19 protein-coding genes are annotated in these 17494 nt (G+C 40.6%); 8 read left to right on the top strand and 11 right to left on the bottom strand.

What is annotated here, in order from left to right:
- Positions 1-53: 53 nt before the first annotated feature.
- Positions 54-1415: a bifunctional UDP-N-acetylglucosamine diphosphorylase/glucosamine-1-phosphate N-acetyltransferase GlmU gene (gene glmU, locus KO530_RS11685; RefSeq protein ID WP_216048620.1), complete on the bottom strand. Its 1362-nt coding sequence runs from the start codon at positions 1413-1415 to the stop codon at positions 54-56.
- A gap of 182 nt (positions 1416-1597) precedes the next feature.
- Between glmU and KO530_RS11680 the strand changes: the two genes are divergently transcribed.
- A complete protein-coding gene (locus tag KO530_RS11680; RefSeq protein ID WP_216048732.1) occupies positions 1598-3025 on the top strand; it encodes a sensor domain-containing diguanylate cyclase in 1428 nt (475 codons plus the stop codon).
- Positions 3026-3059: 34 nt separating this feature from the next.
- Here the strand turns inward: KO530_RS11680 and KO530_RS11675 are convergent, their stop codons facing one another.
- Genes KO530_RS11675 through KO530_RS11665 form a run of 3 tightly spaced genes read right to left on the bottom strand, consistent with a single transcriptional unit; the run spans position 3060 to position 5833 of the window.
- Positions 3060-3938, bottom strand: a complete 879-nt coding sequence (locus tag KO530_RS11675; RefSeq protein WP_216048619.1) for a DMT family transporter — start codon at positions 3936-3938, stop codon at positions 3060-3062.
- Between the two features lie 45 nt (positions 3939-3983).
- Positions 3984-4457, bottom strand: a complete 474-nt coding sequence (locus KO530_RS11670) for a methylated-DNA--[protein]-cysteine S-methyltransferase (protein ID WP_216048618.1) — start codon at positions 4455-4457, stop codon at positions 3984-3986.
- Positions 4454-5833: an AlkA N-terminal domain-containing protein gene (locus KO530_RS11665; RefSeq protein WP_216048617.1), complete on the bottom strand. Its 1380-nt coding sequence runs from the start codon at positions 5831-5833 to the stop codon at positions 4454-4456. The genes KO530_RS11670 and KO530_RS11665 overlap by 4 nt, the downstream gene beginning before the upstream one ends.
- A gap of 147 nt (positions 5834-5980) precedes the next feature.
- On the opposite strand from KO530_RS11665, the gene KO530_RS11660 reads away from it, so the two are divergent.
- Positions 5981-7144: a serine hydrolase domain-containing protein gene (locus KO530_RS11660; RefSeq protein WP_216048616.1), complete on the top strand. Its 1164-nt coding sequence runs from the start codon at positions 5981-5983 to the stop codon at positions 7142-7144.
- Positions 7145-7285: 141 nt separating this feature from the next.
- Here KO530_RS11660 and speA read toward each other — a convergent pair whose 3' ends face one another.
- From speA to KO530_RS11640, 4 genes are all read right to left on the bottom strand, one after another.
- Positions 7286-9208, bottom strand: a complete 1923-nt coding sequence (gene speA, locus KO530_RS11655) for a biosynthetic arginine decarboxylase (protein ID WP_216048615.1) — start codon at positions 9206-9208, stop codon at positions 7286-7288.
- Positions 9209-9348: 140 nt separating this feature from the next.
- Entirely contained in the window at positions 9349-9564 is a 216-nt protein-coding gene (locus tag KO530_RS22115) for a helix-turn-helix transcriptional regulator (protein WP_216048614.1), read from the bottom strand.
- A gap of 1 nt (position 9565) precedes the next feature.
- Complete coding sequence (locus KO530_RS11645; RefSeq protein WP_216048613.1) at positions 9566-10036, bottom strand: hypothetical protein; 471 nt, start codon at positions 10034-10036, stop codon at positions 9566-9568.
- Positions 10037-10144: 108 nt separating this feature from the next.
- Entirely contained in the window at positions 10145-10585 is a 441-nt protein-coding gene (locus KO530_RS11640; protein WP_216048612.1) for a nucleoside deaminase, read from the bottom strand.
- Between the two features lie 312 nt (positions 10586-10897).
- Between KO530_RS11640 and KO530_RS11635 the strand changes: the two genes are divergently transcribed.
- Positions 10898-11650, top strand: coding sequence for a phosphatase (locus tag KO530_RS11635; protein ID WP_216048611.1), 753 nt, complete (start codon positions 10898-10900; stop codon positions 11648-11650).
- Between the two features lie 21 nt (positions 11651-11671).
- On the opposite strand, the gene KO530_RS11630 is transcribed toward KO530_RS11635, so the two are convergent.
- Together KO530_RS11630 and KO530_RS11625 are read right to left on the bottom strand one after the other, a co-directional pair.
- On the bottom strand, positions 11672-12679 hold the full coding sequence (locus KO530_RS11630; protein ID WP_216048610.1) for a bifunctional helix-turn-helix transcriptional regulator/GNAT family N-acetyltransferase: 1008 nt from the start codon (positions 12677-12679) through the stop codon (positions 11672-11674).
- Positions 12680-12838: 159 nt separating this feature from the next.
- A complete protein-coding gene (locus KO530_RS11625) occupies positions 12839-13324 on the bottom strand; it encodes a DUF3224 domain-containing protein (RefSeq protein ID WP_216048609.1) in 486 nt (161 codons plus the stop codon).
- Positions 13325-13495: 171 nt separating this feature from the next.
- On the opposite strand from KO530_RS11625, the gene KO530_RS11620 reads away from it, so the two are divergent.
- The 5 genes from KO530_RS11620 to KO530_RS11600 all read left to right on the top strand — a co-directional run bounded on the left by KO530_RS11620 (position 13496) and on the right by KO530_RS11600 (position 16509).
- The gene (locus KO530_RS11620) at positions 13496-14194 is read left to right on the top strand and encodes a hypothetical protein (protein ID WP_216048608.1); all 699 of its coding nucleotides are present in this window, start codon (positions 13496-13498) and stop codon (positions 14192-14194) included.
- A gap of 8 nt (positions 14195-14202) precedes the next feature.
- Complete coding sequence (locus tag KO530_RS11615; protein WP_216048607.1) at positions 14203-14682, top strand: RNA polymerase sigma factor; 480 nt, start codon at positions 14203-14205, stop codon at positions 14680-14682.
- A gap of 10 nt (positions 14683-14692) precedes the next feature.
- Positions 14693-15247: a hypothetical protein gene (locus tag KO530_RS11610; protein WP_216048606.1), complete on the top strand. Its 555-nt coding sequence runs from the start codon at positions 14693-14695 to the stop codon at positions 15245-15247.
- Positions 15248-15543: 296 nt separating this feature from the next.
- Positions 15544-15939, top strand: a complete 396-nt coding sequence (locus tag KO530_RS11605) for a DUF3718 domain-containing protein (RefSeq protein ID WP_216048605.1) — start codon at positions 15544-15546, stop codon at positions 15937-15939.
- A 150-nt stretch (positions 15940-16089) separates the two neighbouring features.
- Entirely contained in the window at positions 16090-16509 is a 420-nt protein-coding gene (locus KO530_RS11600) for a hypothetical protein (protein ID WP_216048604.1), read from the top strand.
- A 45-nt stretch (positions 16510-16554) separates the two neighbouring features.
- Here KO530_RS11600 and KO530_RS11595 read toward each other — a convergent pair whose 3' ends face one another.
- The gene (locus KO530_RS11595) at positions 16555-17331 is read right to left on the bottom strand and encodes a BPSS1780 family membrane protein (RefSeq protein ID WP_216048603.1); all 777 of its coding nucleotides are present in this window, start codon (positions 17329-17331) and stop codon (positions 16555-16557) included.
- Positions 17332-17494 lie beyond the last annotated feature (163 nt).

Raw genomic sequence — 17494 nt, 5'->3', positions numbered from 1 at the left:
TTAGCAAAAACTTAAAGATAAAAATTGTCGCTAGAATCCTGTTACCTATTCTTTCAAGTCTTTTTGGTCGGTCGTTTCCAACCTTGTATATTTCGCTGTTTGCTCCGAGCAACCGCCAATTCGTGATCATCGACATTAGTATTTACCGTTGAACCAGCGCCTACTGTGGCCATTTTCCCGATCGTCACTGGCGCGACTAGCGCACTATTAGAGCCAATAAACGCGCCGTCTCCAATAATAGTTTTGGATTTATTCACACCGTCATAATTACAAGTAATGGTGCCCGCACCAATATTGGCTCCTTCTCCAACCAGCGTATCGCCTAAATAGGTTAGGTGGTTGGCTTTAGAACCTTTGCCTAATACGGTTTTTTTCATTTCTACGAAATTACCAACCTTAGACTTATCATGCATTACAGCCCCTGGTCTGAGTCGAGCATATGGACCAACACTGCAGCCACTATGCAATTCAGCTTGCTCAATTATAGAGTTCGCTTCTATTACCGAATCATCGCCGATTTGGCAGTCAATCAAAATGCAATTAGGACCAATTTTTACATTATTGCCTAACTCCACTTTGCCTTTAACGATAACATTAACGTCAATGCTGCAATCTATGCCAAATGATAATTTACCACGCAGATCAAAACGATGAGGATCTAAAATATACAAACCTTCCATCAGCAAGTTTTCGGCATTTTCTAGCTGATAAGCACGTTCTATCATCGCTAATTGCTTGCGATTATTAATCCCTTCAACTTCCACCGAACTCGTGGGGTGTGATGCTTTAATCACTTTACCTTCGTTTGCAGCCATCTCGATGACGTCTGTGAGATAAAACTCACCTTGTGCGTTATCACTGTTTAGCGCTGATAACCAACGTTTCAGGTCAGCGCCGCCCATGATCATCATGCCGGTATTAATTTCTTTTATTTGACGTTGAGCATCTGTGGCATCTTTATGTTCTACGATGGCGGTCACATTTTCACCATCTCGAATAATACGTCCCATTCCTGTGGGGTCATCCAATTCAACGGTCAACAGTGCTAGATCTGATTGTTGTTTAACATCAATTAGTTGCTGCAATGTCTGCGCTTTAATTAAAGGCGCATCACCCACCAAGATCAAAACGTCTTCGTCATCTTTAATATGAGGAACCGCTTGCTGAACCGCATGGCCAGTACCCAATTGCTCTGATTGTAAACACCAATTGAGTTGATTATGCGCCAATGCCGATTGCAGTTGCTCGCCACCATGGCCATAAATTAAATGAATGCTTTCAGCGCCCAGCGTGTTCACAGTATCGATAATATGTTGCACCATAGGTTTATCGGCAATGGGGTGAAGTACTTTGGGTAATTTAGACTTCATGCGCGTGCCTTTGCCCGCTGCAAGTACAACTACTGAAAACGTCATTGAGTATCCTTAAATCATAAAATTCTATTTATTCTAACTAAGCTCACTAAAAGGTCTAGTAATATCACACAAAGCATATATTATTTGTTTGGCTAAAACCTGTGCGGATTTTATCCGTAGAAGTATTGGACGCTTATCGTTAAGATGATGTCTTGAAATTAATGAATGGAAATTGGATTTCTTTGAACGCCTTTCGAACTTTACATCGTAGTATTTTAATTTTGTTTGCCGTAGTGGTTATTTCAATAGTAACCCTTGTTCATTTTACAGCGTCAAAAATTGTTGCTGAGCAAAGCCGAGCTCAACAGCAATCCATTTCTCCTGCCATTACTTTAATTATTGATCAGCTTCTTGAACCCCTTCATGTATCCGAAACATTAGCCAAAGCCAAAGAACTCAAAGATTTAATGAAAGACAAAGACATTGATGAAGAAGCAATGTTTTCTATGCTCACAAGACTCGAAAGCGAGTTTGATATGGAGTTTTTTATTGCCAGTGAAAGCAGCCGTATGCAATACAACTCAGACAAGACAAAACTGGCATTAGTCGAAGACAAAGTGGATTGGTATTTTCGCTACAAAGCTGCTCCTAATGACGCTATAGCTGATATTGGTCAATGGCAAGATCCACATTTTTATATCGATTTAAAAGTGTATGACGGTGATGATAACTTTCTCGGCTTTTTTGGGATCAGTAAAAGCCTCGACAGTTTCGTGGAAATTTTTGATCAGTACAAACGCGAATATGGCTACGATTTTATTTTTGTGGACCAAGACAATAATATCGCACTTTCTTCAGATCCTAATTTAATCGTTGAGAATGCCACATTTAAAACCCTTGAAAGTTTAGATTGGTATAAAACGCTAGACATCAGCAAATTACCCGATGGTTCACTGAATAATTTGTTAGTTAAAACCTCCGGTGTAGATGCGCTCATTGCGGAAGTGAAAGTTGAGCCTTTCGGCTGGACTATGTATTTGCTGACGCCTTTGGAAGCAAGACAAACTGAAATTAGCCGTAGTTTTATCATTAGTGTTGTCACGTTGTTGGTGATTATATTTGTATTATTTATGCTGATTTATCACCTGCTGTATTATTTTAAGCAAGACATGCAGAAAAACTTCCAGACCGATCCTCTTACACGTTTGCCGAATCGTAATAAAGTCGAATTACGCTTTGCTGAAATGATGGATAAAGGACTGCAAGTAGGGGTGATTCTGATTGACATTGATCACTTCAAAGCGGTAAATGACACCCACGGCCACAACGCGGGTGACAATGTACTTCGTCAAATCTCAAATATGTTAAGTAATCAGTTACGACACGGTGATGTTGTAGGTCGCTGGGGTGGTGAAGAGTTTGTACTGTTGTTGCCAGACACAAGTCCTGAGCAAGCCTACGAAGTGGCACAAAAGTTACGTGAAAGCATGTCGAATATGACCGCTTCCACCGGCTCAGCTGCAGTTCAAGTAACGGCTAGCTTTGGCGTATCACACACCGACACGCTGCGCCCTCTAACCGAAGTGTTAGGTTATGCAGACGATGCTTTGTATCAGGCCAAACGAGACGGTCGTAACATTGTCAGAATGCAATTATCAAAATCAGAGTAGTAAGTAGTTCCACTTGCTACCTGCTTGTATATTGCTAGGCGAGTTTGAGTCTAAACTTAATCACACCTGTTGTGAGGCTCACTCCGAATAGAATTAATCCTGCGCCCAACAACATGCCTAGAGTTAGCATTTCTTGTAAAAATAACACGCCCCATAACACCCCAAATACTGGCACCAAATACGCAACGGTAATGGCTTTGGATGCACCCACATTAGCAATTAACCGGAAATACAAAATATAGGCAAAACCGGTGCAAACGACACCTAGCACTATCACTTGCACCCACGCATCAAATGATGGCATTTGTTGCGGCCAAAGCATTACGGCAAAGGGAATTAAAGCAAGCGTAGCAAAGACTTGACTGCCAGTTGCTATGGCAAGAGTGTTGATTCCGGTAAGATGTTTTTTGGTGTAACAAGCAGCAATTCCGTAAGCGAATGTTGAGCCTAGCGCCGCCAAAATAGGTAACACAGACAAATGTAAGTCAATTCCAGTACGAACCAAACTGATCACAACCACGCCACTAAAGCCAATAAATAGGCCAAAAACCGACAAGCCTGTTAGTCGTTCCTTCAACCACAAAAAGGCAACAATAGCGCCAAACATTGGGGCGGTAGCATTCAGAATAGAGGCCATGCCAGCCCCCAATAACACGGTACTGTAACTAAACATAACAAAAGGGATGGCAGTGTTAACTAATCCTACAAATAAAATGGGACGCCAATACTGCCTAACAACTGAGACCTTTTTACGAAGAAATAGCAGTGGTAATAAACACAAGGCGGCAATTCCTGTGCGCACTGCGACAAGGGCAAAAGCACCAAACTCTGGTGTGGCAGAACGCATGTACAAAAAGGATGATCCCCAAATTGCACCTAACATCACCAATTCGAATACGTCTTTTAATCTCATTACATCATTTACCTTTGCTCACTCCGATTTAATAACAAGTAGGAGTTATTGACCTTTTTGTTCAAATTCTAATAGCCATGACTTACGTTCTAATCCGCCGGCGTAACCGGTAAGTGTGCCATTTTTGCCAATCACTCGATGACAAGGAACAACGATAGAAAGTGGGTTTTTGCCATTTGCCGCCCCTACAGCTCTAACGGCTTTGGGGTTGTGTAATTGATTGGCTATATCAGCATAACTGCATGTCGCACCAAAAGGAATATTTGCTAATGCCTGCCAAACTTGGCGCTGAAAGTCAGTACCTACAGCACCCAAAGGTAATTGAAAACGGGTTAACTTACCTTCGAAATAGGCATTCAATTGAGTTACAGCCTCTTCCGTTATGGGGTTGCCTTGATAAATGTCTTGTTGAGATTCTGAAAAAAATATAGAAACAATACACTGACTATTTGCACAAACTTCTATTTGCCCTATGGGCGTTTCGAGATAACTATAAAATAAATCACTGCTATGCGTCATGCCATGCTCCACAATTGAAAAGTAAGATAGCTCCTCCATGGAGCCGCTGCATCGGGATTTAAAAGGTGTTGTTGAATTTGCTTTTTGATCACCAAATCAGAATCTAACCAGATATCCGGATTGGAAAGCCCGCGCATATTGGCATAAGCCACCGTCCAAGGGCCAATTCCTTTGATACTTTGCCAGTCACTTAACAGCCCATTTTGAACCTGGAACTTGGCAAGATCCCGTAAACACTGTCGGCGTTTGTCAGGGATTTTAAGAAAGCTCAAATCTGACTCGGCAATAGCCTCAGGGGAAGGAAAAAGTCGTTGCTGCTGATAACTTCCGCCAAGTTCATGAGCTAATTGAGAAACCAGATTGACCGCGGCTTTAACTGAAATTTGTTGCCCTAAAATGGCTCGACAAGCAGCCTCAAAACCACTCCATACACCAGGAATTCGAATTCCTGGAACAATAATGTCATGGGGTAGCCCGGTGGCCTGCAAACTCGTGTGAATGATATGCGGATCGCAATCCAAATCCAATAAACGCCGGATTTGCATTACCACAGCTTGAAAACAACTCAAATCATTGATGCTGAGCGACACGTCAAAACAATTCTTGGTAGCGTTTAAAGTAGCAGTAAAATGCCCTAGCGCATTGCCATAGGTGAATCCTTTGCTATAACTATTTTCAGTCACGGTTTCTATCTCAGCAATCGCCCGTAGTTTTAAAAAGTCACGTAAATGCGGCCAGTTGTAAGGGGCTCGATACGCCAACTGAATGTGTAATGAGGCTGACTTCATTCCCTGCTCACTACCGTGGGGCGAGGTGATTTTTCTGGCTGCGCTCTTACGAATCTGAGTCGGCGTGAGTTGCAAGTTGGATTGCAGGTTAGCTTGTAACCGACGGGCACTAGTGAAGCCGCTGGCGATAGCTATATCGTCAATCGATAATGTGCTGTTGTGTAATAAATTTTTAGCCATCAATAGCTGGTCAAACAAACGAAACTTTTTAGGTGATATTCCCAGCTTCTTTTGAAACAAATCACGCAGATAGCGATCGCTGACACCCAATTTTTCACAAATATCCTCAACATTTAACTCGGGGTGAGCACGCAGTAATTTGATGCCCCGCTCGAGTGTAGTAGTGGTGCCCTTCCAAGCAAAAGAACCCGGTGCACTATCAGGGCGGCAACGTAAACACGGACGAAAGCCCGCCTGAATTGCCAAAGGTGCCAGTTCATAATATTCGACATTTTGTTCTTTTGGTGAAGGCGCAGGACAAATTGGCCGACAAAATATGCCCGTGCTTTTCACTGCCACATAAAACTGTCCGTCAAATCGAGGGTCACGGGATTTGCGCGCCTGTTGGTATATTTGCTTGGTATTCATAAAGGTTACTTTTAGCCAACTTAGAGCAAGTTTAACCGCAAAAGATCAATAAAACGCGCTGAAAACGGAAGTGATATGAAATTAGTCCCTTATTAGAGTGAATTCATTTCCCTGTTGTTTCAGCCACCTTCAACTAGTATCCTTGTCATGATGAGATGTTTAACGTTAATTGTCCTTTTCTGGTTGACAATAATTGTCTGCCCGCCGGCCTTCGCTGAAGAAGATAGCTGGCTTTACGACTTTGCCTCCAAAACCCAAGCACAAGCTATGAAGCACAATGTGCCTGGTTATATTCTTGTTTTTATTCGTAAAGGCGAACCGGCTAAGGTGATTAGTTATGGTTTGACTGAAAATTTTGGTCAAAAAATTGATACCGATACTGTGTTTAGATTGGCCTCTGTGTCGAAAACATTCGCCGGTGTGTTAATGGCCAAAAAAGTCGCAGAAAAACAGTTTACGTGGCAAACACCGATACTAGAGATTGTGCCCGAATACGGCTTTAATCGGTTAGATCCCAATCCGATAACCCTTGGACATTTGTTAAGCCAGTCCAGTGGATATATCCCCAATGCTTACGACAATTTAATTGAAGCGAATTACTCGTTAAAACGTGTTCTAGGACAGTTAGCGAAATTAGAGCCCTTGTGTTCTCCAGGCAAATGTTACACCTATCAAAATGCATTATTTGGCGTACTTGAAGATTATTACATCAACCATAAAAGTAGTTATGGTAAAGAATTAAGCGAGAGCATTTTTAAACCATTAAAAATGCCGCACGCCAGTACAGGAAGACAAGGTTTACAAAGCTCACCAAAATGGGCAAAACCCCATGTGGCAATCACCCGCTCGAAATGGCGAGAAACCAAAGTTCAAGATGATTATTATCGTTATGGTCCAGCAGCGGGAGTAAACGCCAGTATTGAAGACATGGCGATTTGGGTGCGCGCAATGTTAGGAGAATATCCAGAGGTTATTCCCCCAGAAATAGTTGATACGGTCACCTCAGAAAAAATCAAAACAACACGAGAGTTACGCAGACGAGATTGGCGACGGTTCTTGAAAGATGCCCATTATGGCTTAGGTTGGCGGATTTACGACTTTAAAGGCCACAAATTAAACTATCATGGTGGTTGGGTGAAGGGCTATCGCGCGGACGTGTCTTTTGCACCAGATCAGAAAGTAGGTTACGCGATGCTGATGAATGCCGAATCAAATCTTATCAATAGTTTTACTGCAAAATTCTGGCAGGCTTATTTTGAATCTTATGAAGAAACTCAAAAACTGCAATTGGCAAAACAAACTGGGGGCTAACCGCAGCTTAGCGCTTTACTGACATGCGCTGACAATTGCAAAAACCTTTAATGCAGTGAATTGAGTAAATCACTATCTGCAGTAAAAGCATTTCAGAAATGGGATCATCTAGGTGATGCAAATACACCACCTAGATTTCAATTACGAGGTTTTTAGGTAGGTATAACCTTTCAAACAATTTTCGTAAAAATCCGTCCACTTAACGCCTTCTCTAGGCTTAATTTCACCTTCGGCAATTTTAGCATCAATCAATTTTTTAACGGATTGCGCCATAAAGCTTGGGTTGTATTGCATGATAGATAACACATTATCTACAGACGATCCGGTGACAACTTCTTCGATATAAAAATCGAGAGGGTCATCATCATGACTGAAGATATGCACTTCATTCAAACGACCAAACAAATTGTGCATGTCACCCATTACATCTTGGTACGCTCCGGTGAGGAACATACCTAAATAGTAGTCTTCGTTTTTGTTCAGTTTGTGCATAGGCAATACATCTGAAATACCTTTACCCAATACAAATTGGTCAATTTTACCGTCACTGTCACAGGTTATATCCACCAGCGAACAGTTTACATTTGGTCGCTCATTCATTCTAGAAAGCGGCACAATCGGTAATACTTGATCAATCGCCCATGTATCAGCAGCTGATTGGAATACCGAGAAGTTACACAAATATTGCGATGATAAGTTGTAATCAAGCTCTTGCATCTCTTCAGGAATAAAATCAGCATTTTGCAAACGCTCTTGCAAATTAACCATAATTTGCCAATAAAGGGTTTCGATTTTCGCTAACTCTTCAAAGCTAATAACTCTCAGTTTAAACGCAGATACCGCTTGCTCTTTGTATTGAGAAGCATCGTTGAAAATTTCTTGTAAGTTATCTTGGGTTGACAATAAACGAATTTGGTCTCGCATATTGGTAACTAAAATATGCTCGTGCTCTTCGAAATCAGTTTCCATTTCCGCACTGTTAGAGCGAATTTCACCAACAATTTCTGCCACAACACAACTGTGATGAGCGGTGATAGCTCTACCACTCTCGGTTACTAAAGTTGGGTGAGGCACTTGTTCAAGATCACAAACTTCCTTCATACCAAACACAACGTCTGCTACATATTCAGCAATGGTGTAGTTGCGAGATGAATCATTGGTAGATTTACTGCCGTCGTAATCAATACCAAGTCCACCACCAACATCAACATAATCGAGCTGAAAGCCCATATGGTGTAATTCGGAGTAGATCATCGCACCTTCGCTGATGGCGTCTTTAACGGCGCGAATATCCGTCAACTGACTACCAATATGGAAATGCAGTAGTTTAAAACACTGCCCCATGCCTTGAGCTTCAAGATAACGAGCCGCTTGAATAATCTCGGTATTGGTGAGGCCAAATTTAGCCCGATCACCACCAGAACCTTCCCACTTGCCTTGACCTTTCACGGTCATTTTCGAGCGCAGGCCAATAATCGGCTCAATGTCTAATTCTTTGGCCAGTTTGACTAACAACAAAAGCTCAGAATACTTTTCAATGACGACAATTATTTTGCGTCCAAGTTTACGCGCCATTAATGACAAACGCATAAACTCCTCATCTTTATAACCATTTAAAATGGTTAGTGAGTCTTGGTTGGTGTTGTAGGCTAGAACCGTCAGTAGTTCAGCTTTAGAACCTGCTTCTAAGCCGTAAGCATATTTATTACCCGCATCGACAATCTCTTCCACCACTTCGCGCATTTGGTTAACTTTCACAGGATAAACACCGCGATACTCTCCGCGATAACCAAAATCTTTGATGGTTTTGATGAAAGTTTCATTTAACAACGCAACTTGTGACCGCAGAATGTCGTGAAATCTAAGAACAACAGGAAACTGAATTCCTTCTTCTTTGATCTCTTCAATAACATCTTTGAAATCGATGCGCATTTCAGCATTCGTTACATCAGGGGTAACATGCAAATTTCCGTTAGGACCAATCTCAAAATAGCCGCTACTCCAGCGCTTAACGCCGTACAACTTCTCTGCGTCTTCAATTGTCCAGTTATCGGGTTTGCTCATTTATTTGCTCCGAGGTTTGCCAATATTTGTAAAAAGGGGCAATTCAAAAGGAATTGCCCCATTCTAATATTGCTCAAACAACTTAAATTCATTGTTAATTGCCAGCATTATACTTTGCTGATGATCTAAAAGTGTACTATTTATTTGGGTTGATATTGAAAAATATCATCTAGGTGACATTCAAACACTTCAGCCATTTTAAAGGCAACTTCCAAAGAAGGGGAATACTTGCCTTTTTCGATCGCCATAATGGTTTGTCTGGTCACCCCAACTTTGTCCGCTAGCGCTTGTTGCGTCATTTCGTTAGCAAAAAAGCGCTTTTCACGTATGCGATTAGTAATAGGTATGTCTGCCACCCTAATATCCTCTACGATAATTAAACAAGGTGACAGAAAATCGAGCGACTTCAGACAAAATGAAACTCAACATCAATATATGCGCAGTTAACAGTGGAATTTGCATAGAACTATAGTGGTCGGCAAATTCAGGATTATATTCAACTGTAATTATTCGTCCAAGGGTAAAAACTACGCCGACCACCAAAATGGTATAGCCAACTTGATTACCGCGATATTCAAACAGTTTGTCTCTTTCGTCAGCGCCCATTTCAGCTGCTTTATGATTGGTGGCTGCCAACATGCTGTGCAGCACTATTTCTACCAATACACTAAGACCAATAGCTTGAATCAGTAAATCTTTGGCACTTTCTTTAGCCTCTTCAATCGGGATACCAGTGAGCATCACAATGCTATAAAAGTAGTAACCAAATATACAAATTGTGCTGACTAATGAAATCCAATGACTTTTCTCTTTAAATGACATGTCCATGCAAGTTCCTCCCAACTAAGCTGGAAGAAATGTATACCTAAACAAACTCAATGTCAAAAATTATTAACATAGAGTAAACATTCAAAGACCTAAAGTTACTTTTTCTAGCTATTCAGTACCAATATCTTCATTCCATAATTCGGGAGATTCAGTAATAAATTGCTCCATCAGTTGAATGCATTCTGGATCCTGCAGAACTTCTAGCTCAACACCTCTGCGTTTAAGCAATTGCTCTTCACCAATAAAGGTTTGATTTTCACCAATGATAATTTTAGGAATTTCATACAACAGAATTGCCCCTGAACACATTGAACAGGGTGACAATGTTGTATACAAAATGCACTCACGGTATACACTTGCAGGTTGTCGCCCAGCATTTTCGAAGGCATCCATCTCACCGTGTAAAATGGGACTACCAGATTGCACTCTGCGATTATGTCCACGACCAATGATTTGGTTTTGATAAACAATAACTGAACCAATAGGGATACCGCCTTCCTGTTTGCCTTTGATAGCTTCATCAATGGCTGCTCGCATGAATATGTCCAATTTGCTCTCCCATTATGGTTAGTTTCGCGCACTTAATGTTAGCAAGGAGGTTAGCTGTTTAGCCTTACAATTAATCTGTCTCCCTGCTTTATTTCACCAATCTAGCATAAATTGATACACTGCTAGTGTATAGTTTTGAAGCATTCATTTAACGTCGTATCAACGCTCAATTTCCATGTATTTTAAGTTTCCAATATCCCTGTCATTGATGCGCAATAAATTCGCTATATAAATTACTGAACAATAACAAGATCCATCTAAAGTGATGTTGTTATTTATCTGCAGTTAAACGCCAAAAGGATAACAAAAGCAATGAAAATTCTTGTAGACACCCACTCACACACCATCGCCAGCACACATGCATATAGCACCGTTCATGATTATTTTGTGCAAGCTAAAGTGAAAGGGTTACAAATGTTTTCATTAACCGATCATGGACCTGAAATGCCTGACTCGCCTCACCCTTGGCACTTTGGAAATCGTAATGTGATACCACGAATTGTCGATGGAATAGCCTGTCTTAAAGGCATTGAGGCAAATATATTGCCACCTGAAGGGGGGTTAGATGTGCCAAATGGTATGAAACCTTACTTAGACTTTGTTATTGCGAGTTTCCATGAACCGGTATTCGCACCAGCGAGTAAAACCATCAACACCAAAGCACTAATAAACACTATTGCCGGTGGAGACTGCCAGATAATCGGTCATCCGGGCAACCCAAACTTTCCGATAAACTACGAAGAAGTAATTATTGCGGCCAAGGAACATAATGTTGTACTGGAGATAAATAACAGCTCCTTCACTCATTCACGGCAAGGCAGCGAACCTAATTGCGTTCGCATTCTGGAACTAATAGATAAGCATGATTGGAAAGTTGTATTTTCAAGTGATGCGCATATCGCTTTTGATTTAGGTAATTACGAAAAGAGTATTGGTCATGCGCAATCAATTAATTTTCCCATTGAACGAATTGTAAATCGTGATGCAAAAACCTATTTGGCTTTTTTAGCCGAACATAAACGCCCAGTAGCCGACGAGTTGTCTCAGTGGTGCGCAAATCTCTAACTAGCAGCAAGTATCCCTAAGCTATGCGTCGCTCCAACGCATAGCCACATCACACCTTTGATAACTCTTACCGTATTTATCCATAATCAACGCATCATGTGTGAAGCCATTTTTTTCATACAAATGAATGGCGGCTTCGCATTTGGCATTGGTTAATAAAAATAGGCAGTCGATAGGCAATAGTTTCGCTTGGGCGATGACATGCTGAAGCAATTTTTCACCTACTTTTAAACCGCGGGCGTTCTCCAACACGCCCATCTTAGTCAGTTCGAATGCGCCATCTCCTTTATTTAATAATGCGCAAGCGCCAACGACACCTAATTGGGAATGCTTAGCAAACCAAATTTTGCCTCCCTTATCGATAATGTTTTCCTGAGGTTGACCCAATACTTGTTTGTCGACATCTTCAAGCACAAACATGCTTTTTATCCATTGGCTGTTAATTTGCTCAAAAAATGGCGCTAAATCCGGTTCAAAATCTAAAAAAGTGAGGCTGTTTTCTAACATAGTTGTATCCACGATATTGGTGTTTTGGGAGGTATTTAATGGCTCAAAATGATCTTTGCTGCGCTCAAGTAACGAGCGTTTATCAAGGGCTTTTTCGAAAGTCTGCAATGAAGCGTAAAAGTGATTTTCAAACTCACTGCATAAATCTTTGGCCGCTTTATCAACGGCCGCCCATACAGGTCGCATTTCCGCGACTTTTTGATGCCCTAGCGTTGATAAGCTCAGTACTCTTTTTCTTGAGTCTTCAGTGTCTAACTGAATCTCAATTAATTTTTTAGATTCTAACTGTCGACTGAATTGACTCAGGGCTGGTTGAGTTAATCCCAGCAAATTAGCAGCTTCTACTACGCTTACTTGCTTTTTTCGATCTAATAAAGCCAGCAAAGTAAACCATTTGGGCTGAATGTTCATATCAAAATGCTGATACACCGCGGCAGCATCTGCCATCATTCGTTCACTGACTCGTTTTAAGCGACTGCCTAACGCCAGTTCACCTAATTCATTTAGAAAATCTTTGTTCATACGCACCTCTATATAAGCATTTATATAATCACTTATATATAAATGCAAGTAGAAAGACGACGATTAAACATAGGTGTATTTGCAGGGATTAGATATAAAGGGCGTTTAGCTTAAGGATAGAAGTGTTGAAGGTGGTTCATTCAACACCAAGTAAATCAACTAAGGTAGCTTGTAATCAAAAATATAGAAGTGCTTTGTGTCCTTAATCTCAATGTTCATAGTACCCACAATACCGGTCAATTCGCCGCTGCCGGAATCAGGTACCACGGTAATCGCTAAAGACGGTTCGCCTTTGTTCATAATGCCTTGATGGATTAACACAAAACTGCCGTGTTTGCTGTCTAAAGTACCTGTGAACGATTCTAATGCCACATAACCGGCAGAACCTTTAACCTCGGTCATATGACTTAGCATTTGTCCTTTCGATTGGCCGTCAAGTTCACCATGATAAGTTTTATCCAAGGTCATTCTTGCAACTGAAAATTCGGCATCCGTTTGCGGTTGCATGATTACTTCGAACTCGCCTGTTACATTTTCAGTATTCAAATTTGGATCTCCTGAATAAACAACTTGGGCATAAGGAACAACAACCAACCCTAAAATACAGAAACAAGCTATCACTAAAATGGTTTTAAGATTGTGCATTTCCATGTCTCTTTTAGATTCCAAAAATAAGTATAACACCAATCTACAAGCTGTATATAAAAACAGTTTTTAATGTCGTGGAAAATACTTTTTAAAAAAATTGAAAAAAATGTCAGGTTATTTTCATTTGTCTCGACTATTTAAGTAATTCACTAAAACGAGAGATTTGATATGAACACTGCAACGTTAAAAATGCATGAAAAAACCACACCATCACAAAGTTTTATTTGGTTAAAACAAGGGCTAAATTTATGCTTAAAAGCACCGTTTAAGATATTCTTTTTAATGTTGGCAACAATCATTATTGAAGGTCTATTTCAATTATTACCCGCTCCTTTTGGTGTCATCACATCTAAATTAGTGATGGCCATACTAATCGCTTCGTTGTGGCCAGTATTAGATCAAATATCACTGCATAAATCTTTTACATTCAAAAGTTTAAGACTCTATACAGGTTGGTCGAAACTACCATTGTTGAGTTTGTTATTGTTACTCCCGACTGCGGCGCAAGTGCTCACAGCTGTTGCTATGTTGGGGAGCAGTGGCCTCGAATTATTGTTTTATGCTCAAATGGTAGATGTGACGCCTGCGCAGTTATCCATTATATTTGCCTCAGCTACCCCGGTTAGCATATTGTTGATGTTTGTACCTGCATACCTTTTGTTAGAAAACAAAAATATACCGACTTCAATTAACAACGGAATTCGCTTAGCACTTCGCGCATGGAAACCCCTAACAGTAGTTTTCGCTATCAATCTACTGGCAATAATGGCTGTGCCATTTACGTTTTTACTTAGCGCATTATTACTCGGTCCATGGTTGCTTTGTATAAACTATGTGGCATTTAAAGATCTCACCAACGATCAATAGGAAGGTGCGTGACTCAAACTGCAAGGATTGAAGATATTTTGTCGCAATACGCGCCGTTATTGGCACGTATTGCAGCAACTTATGAAGCCGATTTGGGGCTAAGAGAAGACTTGATTCAAGATATTAGTTTGGCGGTTTGGCGAGCTCTGGAGACTTTTAGGGGTGACAGCAGCATAAAAACCTTTATTGCACGAGTTGCTCACAATCGTTCAGTTGATCATGTACTGCGCGAAAGCCGACGCAATAACAACCTGTCAGATGAGAATATTGATGATTTGCAAACAATGTCGTCAAATGCCACCCATCAAGATAAACAATTAGACCTAATGTCAGCGCTGCGTCAACTAACCCTTGGCCATCGACAAATTATTACTATGCAATTGGAAGGTTTTACCCAATTAGAGATTGCTAGTGTTTTAGGTTTGTCTGAAGCCGCTATTGCCAAGCGCGCCAGTAGAGCTCGGCAACAACTAGAACAATTGTTGTAGAGGAACAATCATGGATCCGAAATTTGAACAATGGCAGCAAGCCTTTCAACAAAATACGCCTAAAATAGACGTACACAAATTAGCTCTGCAAGTTGCCAGAAACAACCAACGGGAAAAGCTAAAAGCCTGGATTGATTTAATTACAGGTTGCGGCGTTAGCGTTTTTTGCGTGTACTTTTTATTAGTTTATGCTGATACAACTCTTGGCAAGCTATTGTTCGCGGCGTTAAGTCCTATTCCCTTGGCATTTAGCCTTTGGGCGTTTCGTTTACGTCAATCGCAACCTTTCGAGCACAGTCTGGATATCAATCAGCTATTAGAATTCAAACGTAAAAAACTAAGCAACCAAGTGTACTACTGGAAAGTCAGCGCAGTGATTTTAACTGCTCTGTGGTTAGGCTTGGTTGGATTTGCAGGGTTATCTTTTATCAAGCAAGGTGGCGAGAGTCTTTGGCTGACGCAAGTAATTTTACAAACCCTAGTGCTAGCTGGGACATGGGGACGCTTTATCTATTTGAACAAACAACGACCTAAACGCTTAACGAAAATTGATGCTTTAGCCTAAATTCAGAAGAAATAATTTTAATTCTCGTGGTTGCTGATGAGCTTTATTTCACCATTATGCGCTAATCATCACCTTTTACACCGGTTCAATATTCATACAAATCAACATGTTAAAAAAATGCTGTCTATCATACTCAGTAATACCAAATGGATTAAAGGACTAGATAGTATTTTTAAGGTATCCACTGACATACGAATGTATTCTCCCAATGCTATCGGCAACTAGGGTTTTCACGTTTAATGCGCGCCATCGAAACACGCTTAAAATTTAAACTTTAATTTATTGAGGAAATAACCATGTTGAAAATAGTTAAAACTTCGCTGTCTATTGTTGCCTTATCATTTGTGTTCGCTGGGCAAGCTCAAGCTGACGTGAATGAAGCATTGAAAAATATCTGCACTATTGTTCAAGCGGATGATAAAACCGAGTTACGTAAAAAAATGAAAGTCGTTCAAACCGACTACAGACTTAAACTTCAAGACTATTACGCTTCTGTAAGTTGTAATGGAGAAAGCCTAATTCGCACTGCATTTAAAGCCGGCGCAATTGAAACTGGGACTTTGTTAGTTAAAAAAATGCCAAAAAGTCAGTTGAATGCGCCTGAATCTGACGGTAAAACCTTGCGAGCTTGGGTTTCTGAACAAGGTTTGATGGATTCTGCAATTGCCAGCGTTTTGAACGAACGTATTTAATTATTCATCAACATGATGAGATAAATATTAGCTAAGCAATACCAACAACAAAATTTGACGGCTCCATTGCGAGCCGTTTTTTTGTCTGTAATACTGAGGTTGAATTACAAATACTTTTGAACCTAGCGCCGGTATAAATAGGAATAAATTTTGGACATAGTTAACCCTAGCTCCCTGCAACAAGAATGGACAACATTACAGTACCAATACGACAGTTATGAGAAATTTTCATTGTTGATTAAAGTTTTCAGTGTGATCTTATGCAGCTTTTTAGTGTTTCATGTACAGCTTGATTTTATCGTACCTTCACTGTGTATCGTGTTTTGGATGCTCGATGGAATTTGGAAAACCTTTCAGGGGAGAATTAGTCAGCGACTTTTGGCAGTTGAAAAAGCATTACTAAATCCGATGCAAGACACTGGTATGCAATACAATAGCCAATGGGAGTTTAACCGTCCTAGTAGCATGAAATTGATTGTGAGTTATGCGACAAACGCTTTAACTCCAACTGTTTTAGTTCCTCATTTACTAATCATTTTGATCGCACTTATGGGCACTTACATATCCTAGATTTGAACGCTGGAGTCACGAATGACTCCAGCTATTGTTGCTAGCTTATGCAGCTTCGGTCAAATAAATTGAACGATAAGATGCGTACATTGATGTGAACAGCAAAGGTACAACCACTAACAAACCTAACATTAATGGTAAAGCGCCTACAATGTATAGCACCAACATCACTATGCCGTAGATTAAGAATGGCATCACGTTTTTAAAGCAACCGATAAAGCTCTCCTTCATCGCAGCAAAAACCGGCATATCTTGTAATACGATTAATGCTGGAGCGAACCATACTGCCATTACCATTGGCAACATTAACGCCATTGCGACTAAAAATGATAACCAAAATTGCGCACCCATCATTTCAGGACTGCTCTCTCCTGCGAGGATGTCCATGTATACCGAACCCATAGCTACAAACATAACGACAATACTGATAACAGCACCAATTGCAGATAAGCCCACTAGCCTGCCTGCGCGATATGAGAATCCAGCAAACAAATATTTGATGTCAAAGGGCTTACCCTCTGCTGCAGCCTGACAACCTAACATCAATCCACCTACCCAAATATAGGTCAAAAACATGCTAATGATTGAGCCGATGAAAGGAATAATATTGATCACAATTGCGACAACGAAGCCAACAATCATGGTCACTATCCACATACCAATATCTTGCTTAAATAAACTAAAACCTTCTGATATCCATGTCATTCCATCGCCGACAGCTTTATTTGATGGGCCGGTATAAACCCAAGATCCAGTAGGTGCCTCTGTTGAAGTAAGATCAGACTCGGGAGCTTGATACGGGCTATTTTCGTTATTATCCATTTTTTATTCCTATGTAAATTCCCAACATCATTAGAACTAAGAATTTTTCTAATGATTTTTTTAGTAGACGTGAAATTATCATTAGAATGCTGATGAATACAACTTTTATGCACCTAACCTAGTGATCGATATATATTTTCCACGGGCTAAAGCCTGAGGGATC

Origin of the sequence: Aliiglaciecola lipolytica (assembly GCF_018860635.1) — a bacterium.
Taxonomy (GTDB): Bacteria; Pseudomonadota; Gammaproteobacteria; order Enterobacterales; family Alteromonadaceae; genus Aliiglaciecola; species Aliiglaciecola lipolytica_A.
Note: the sequence above shows the minus strand (reverse complement) of the source record. Positions and strands in the feature narration are given on the sequence as shown.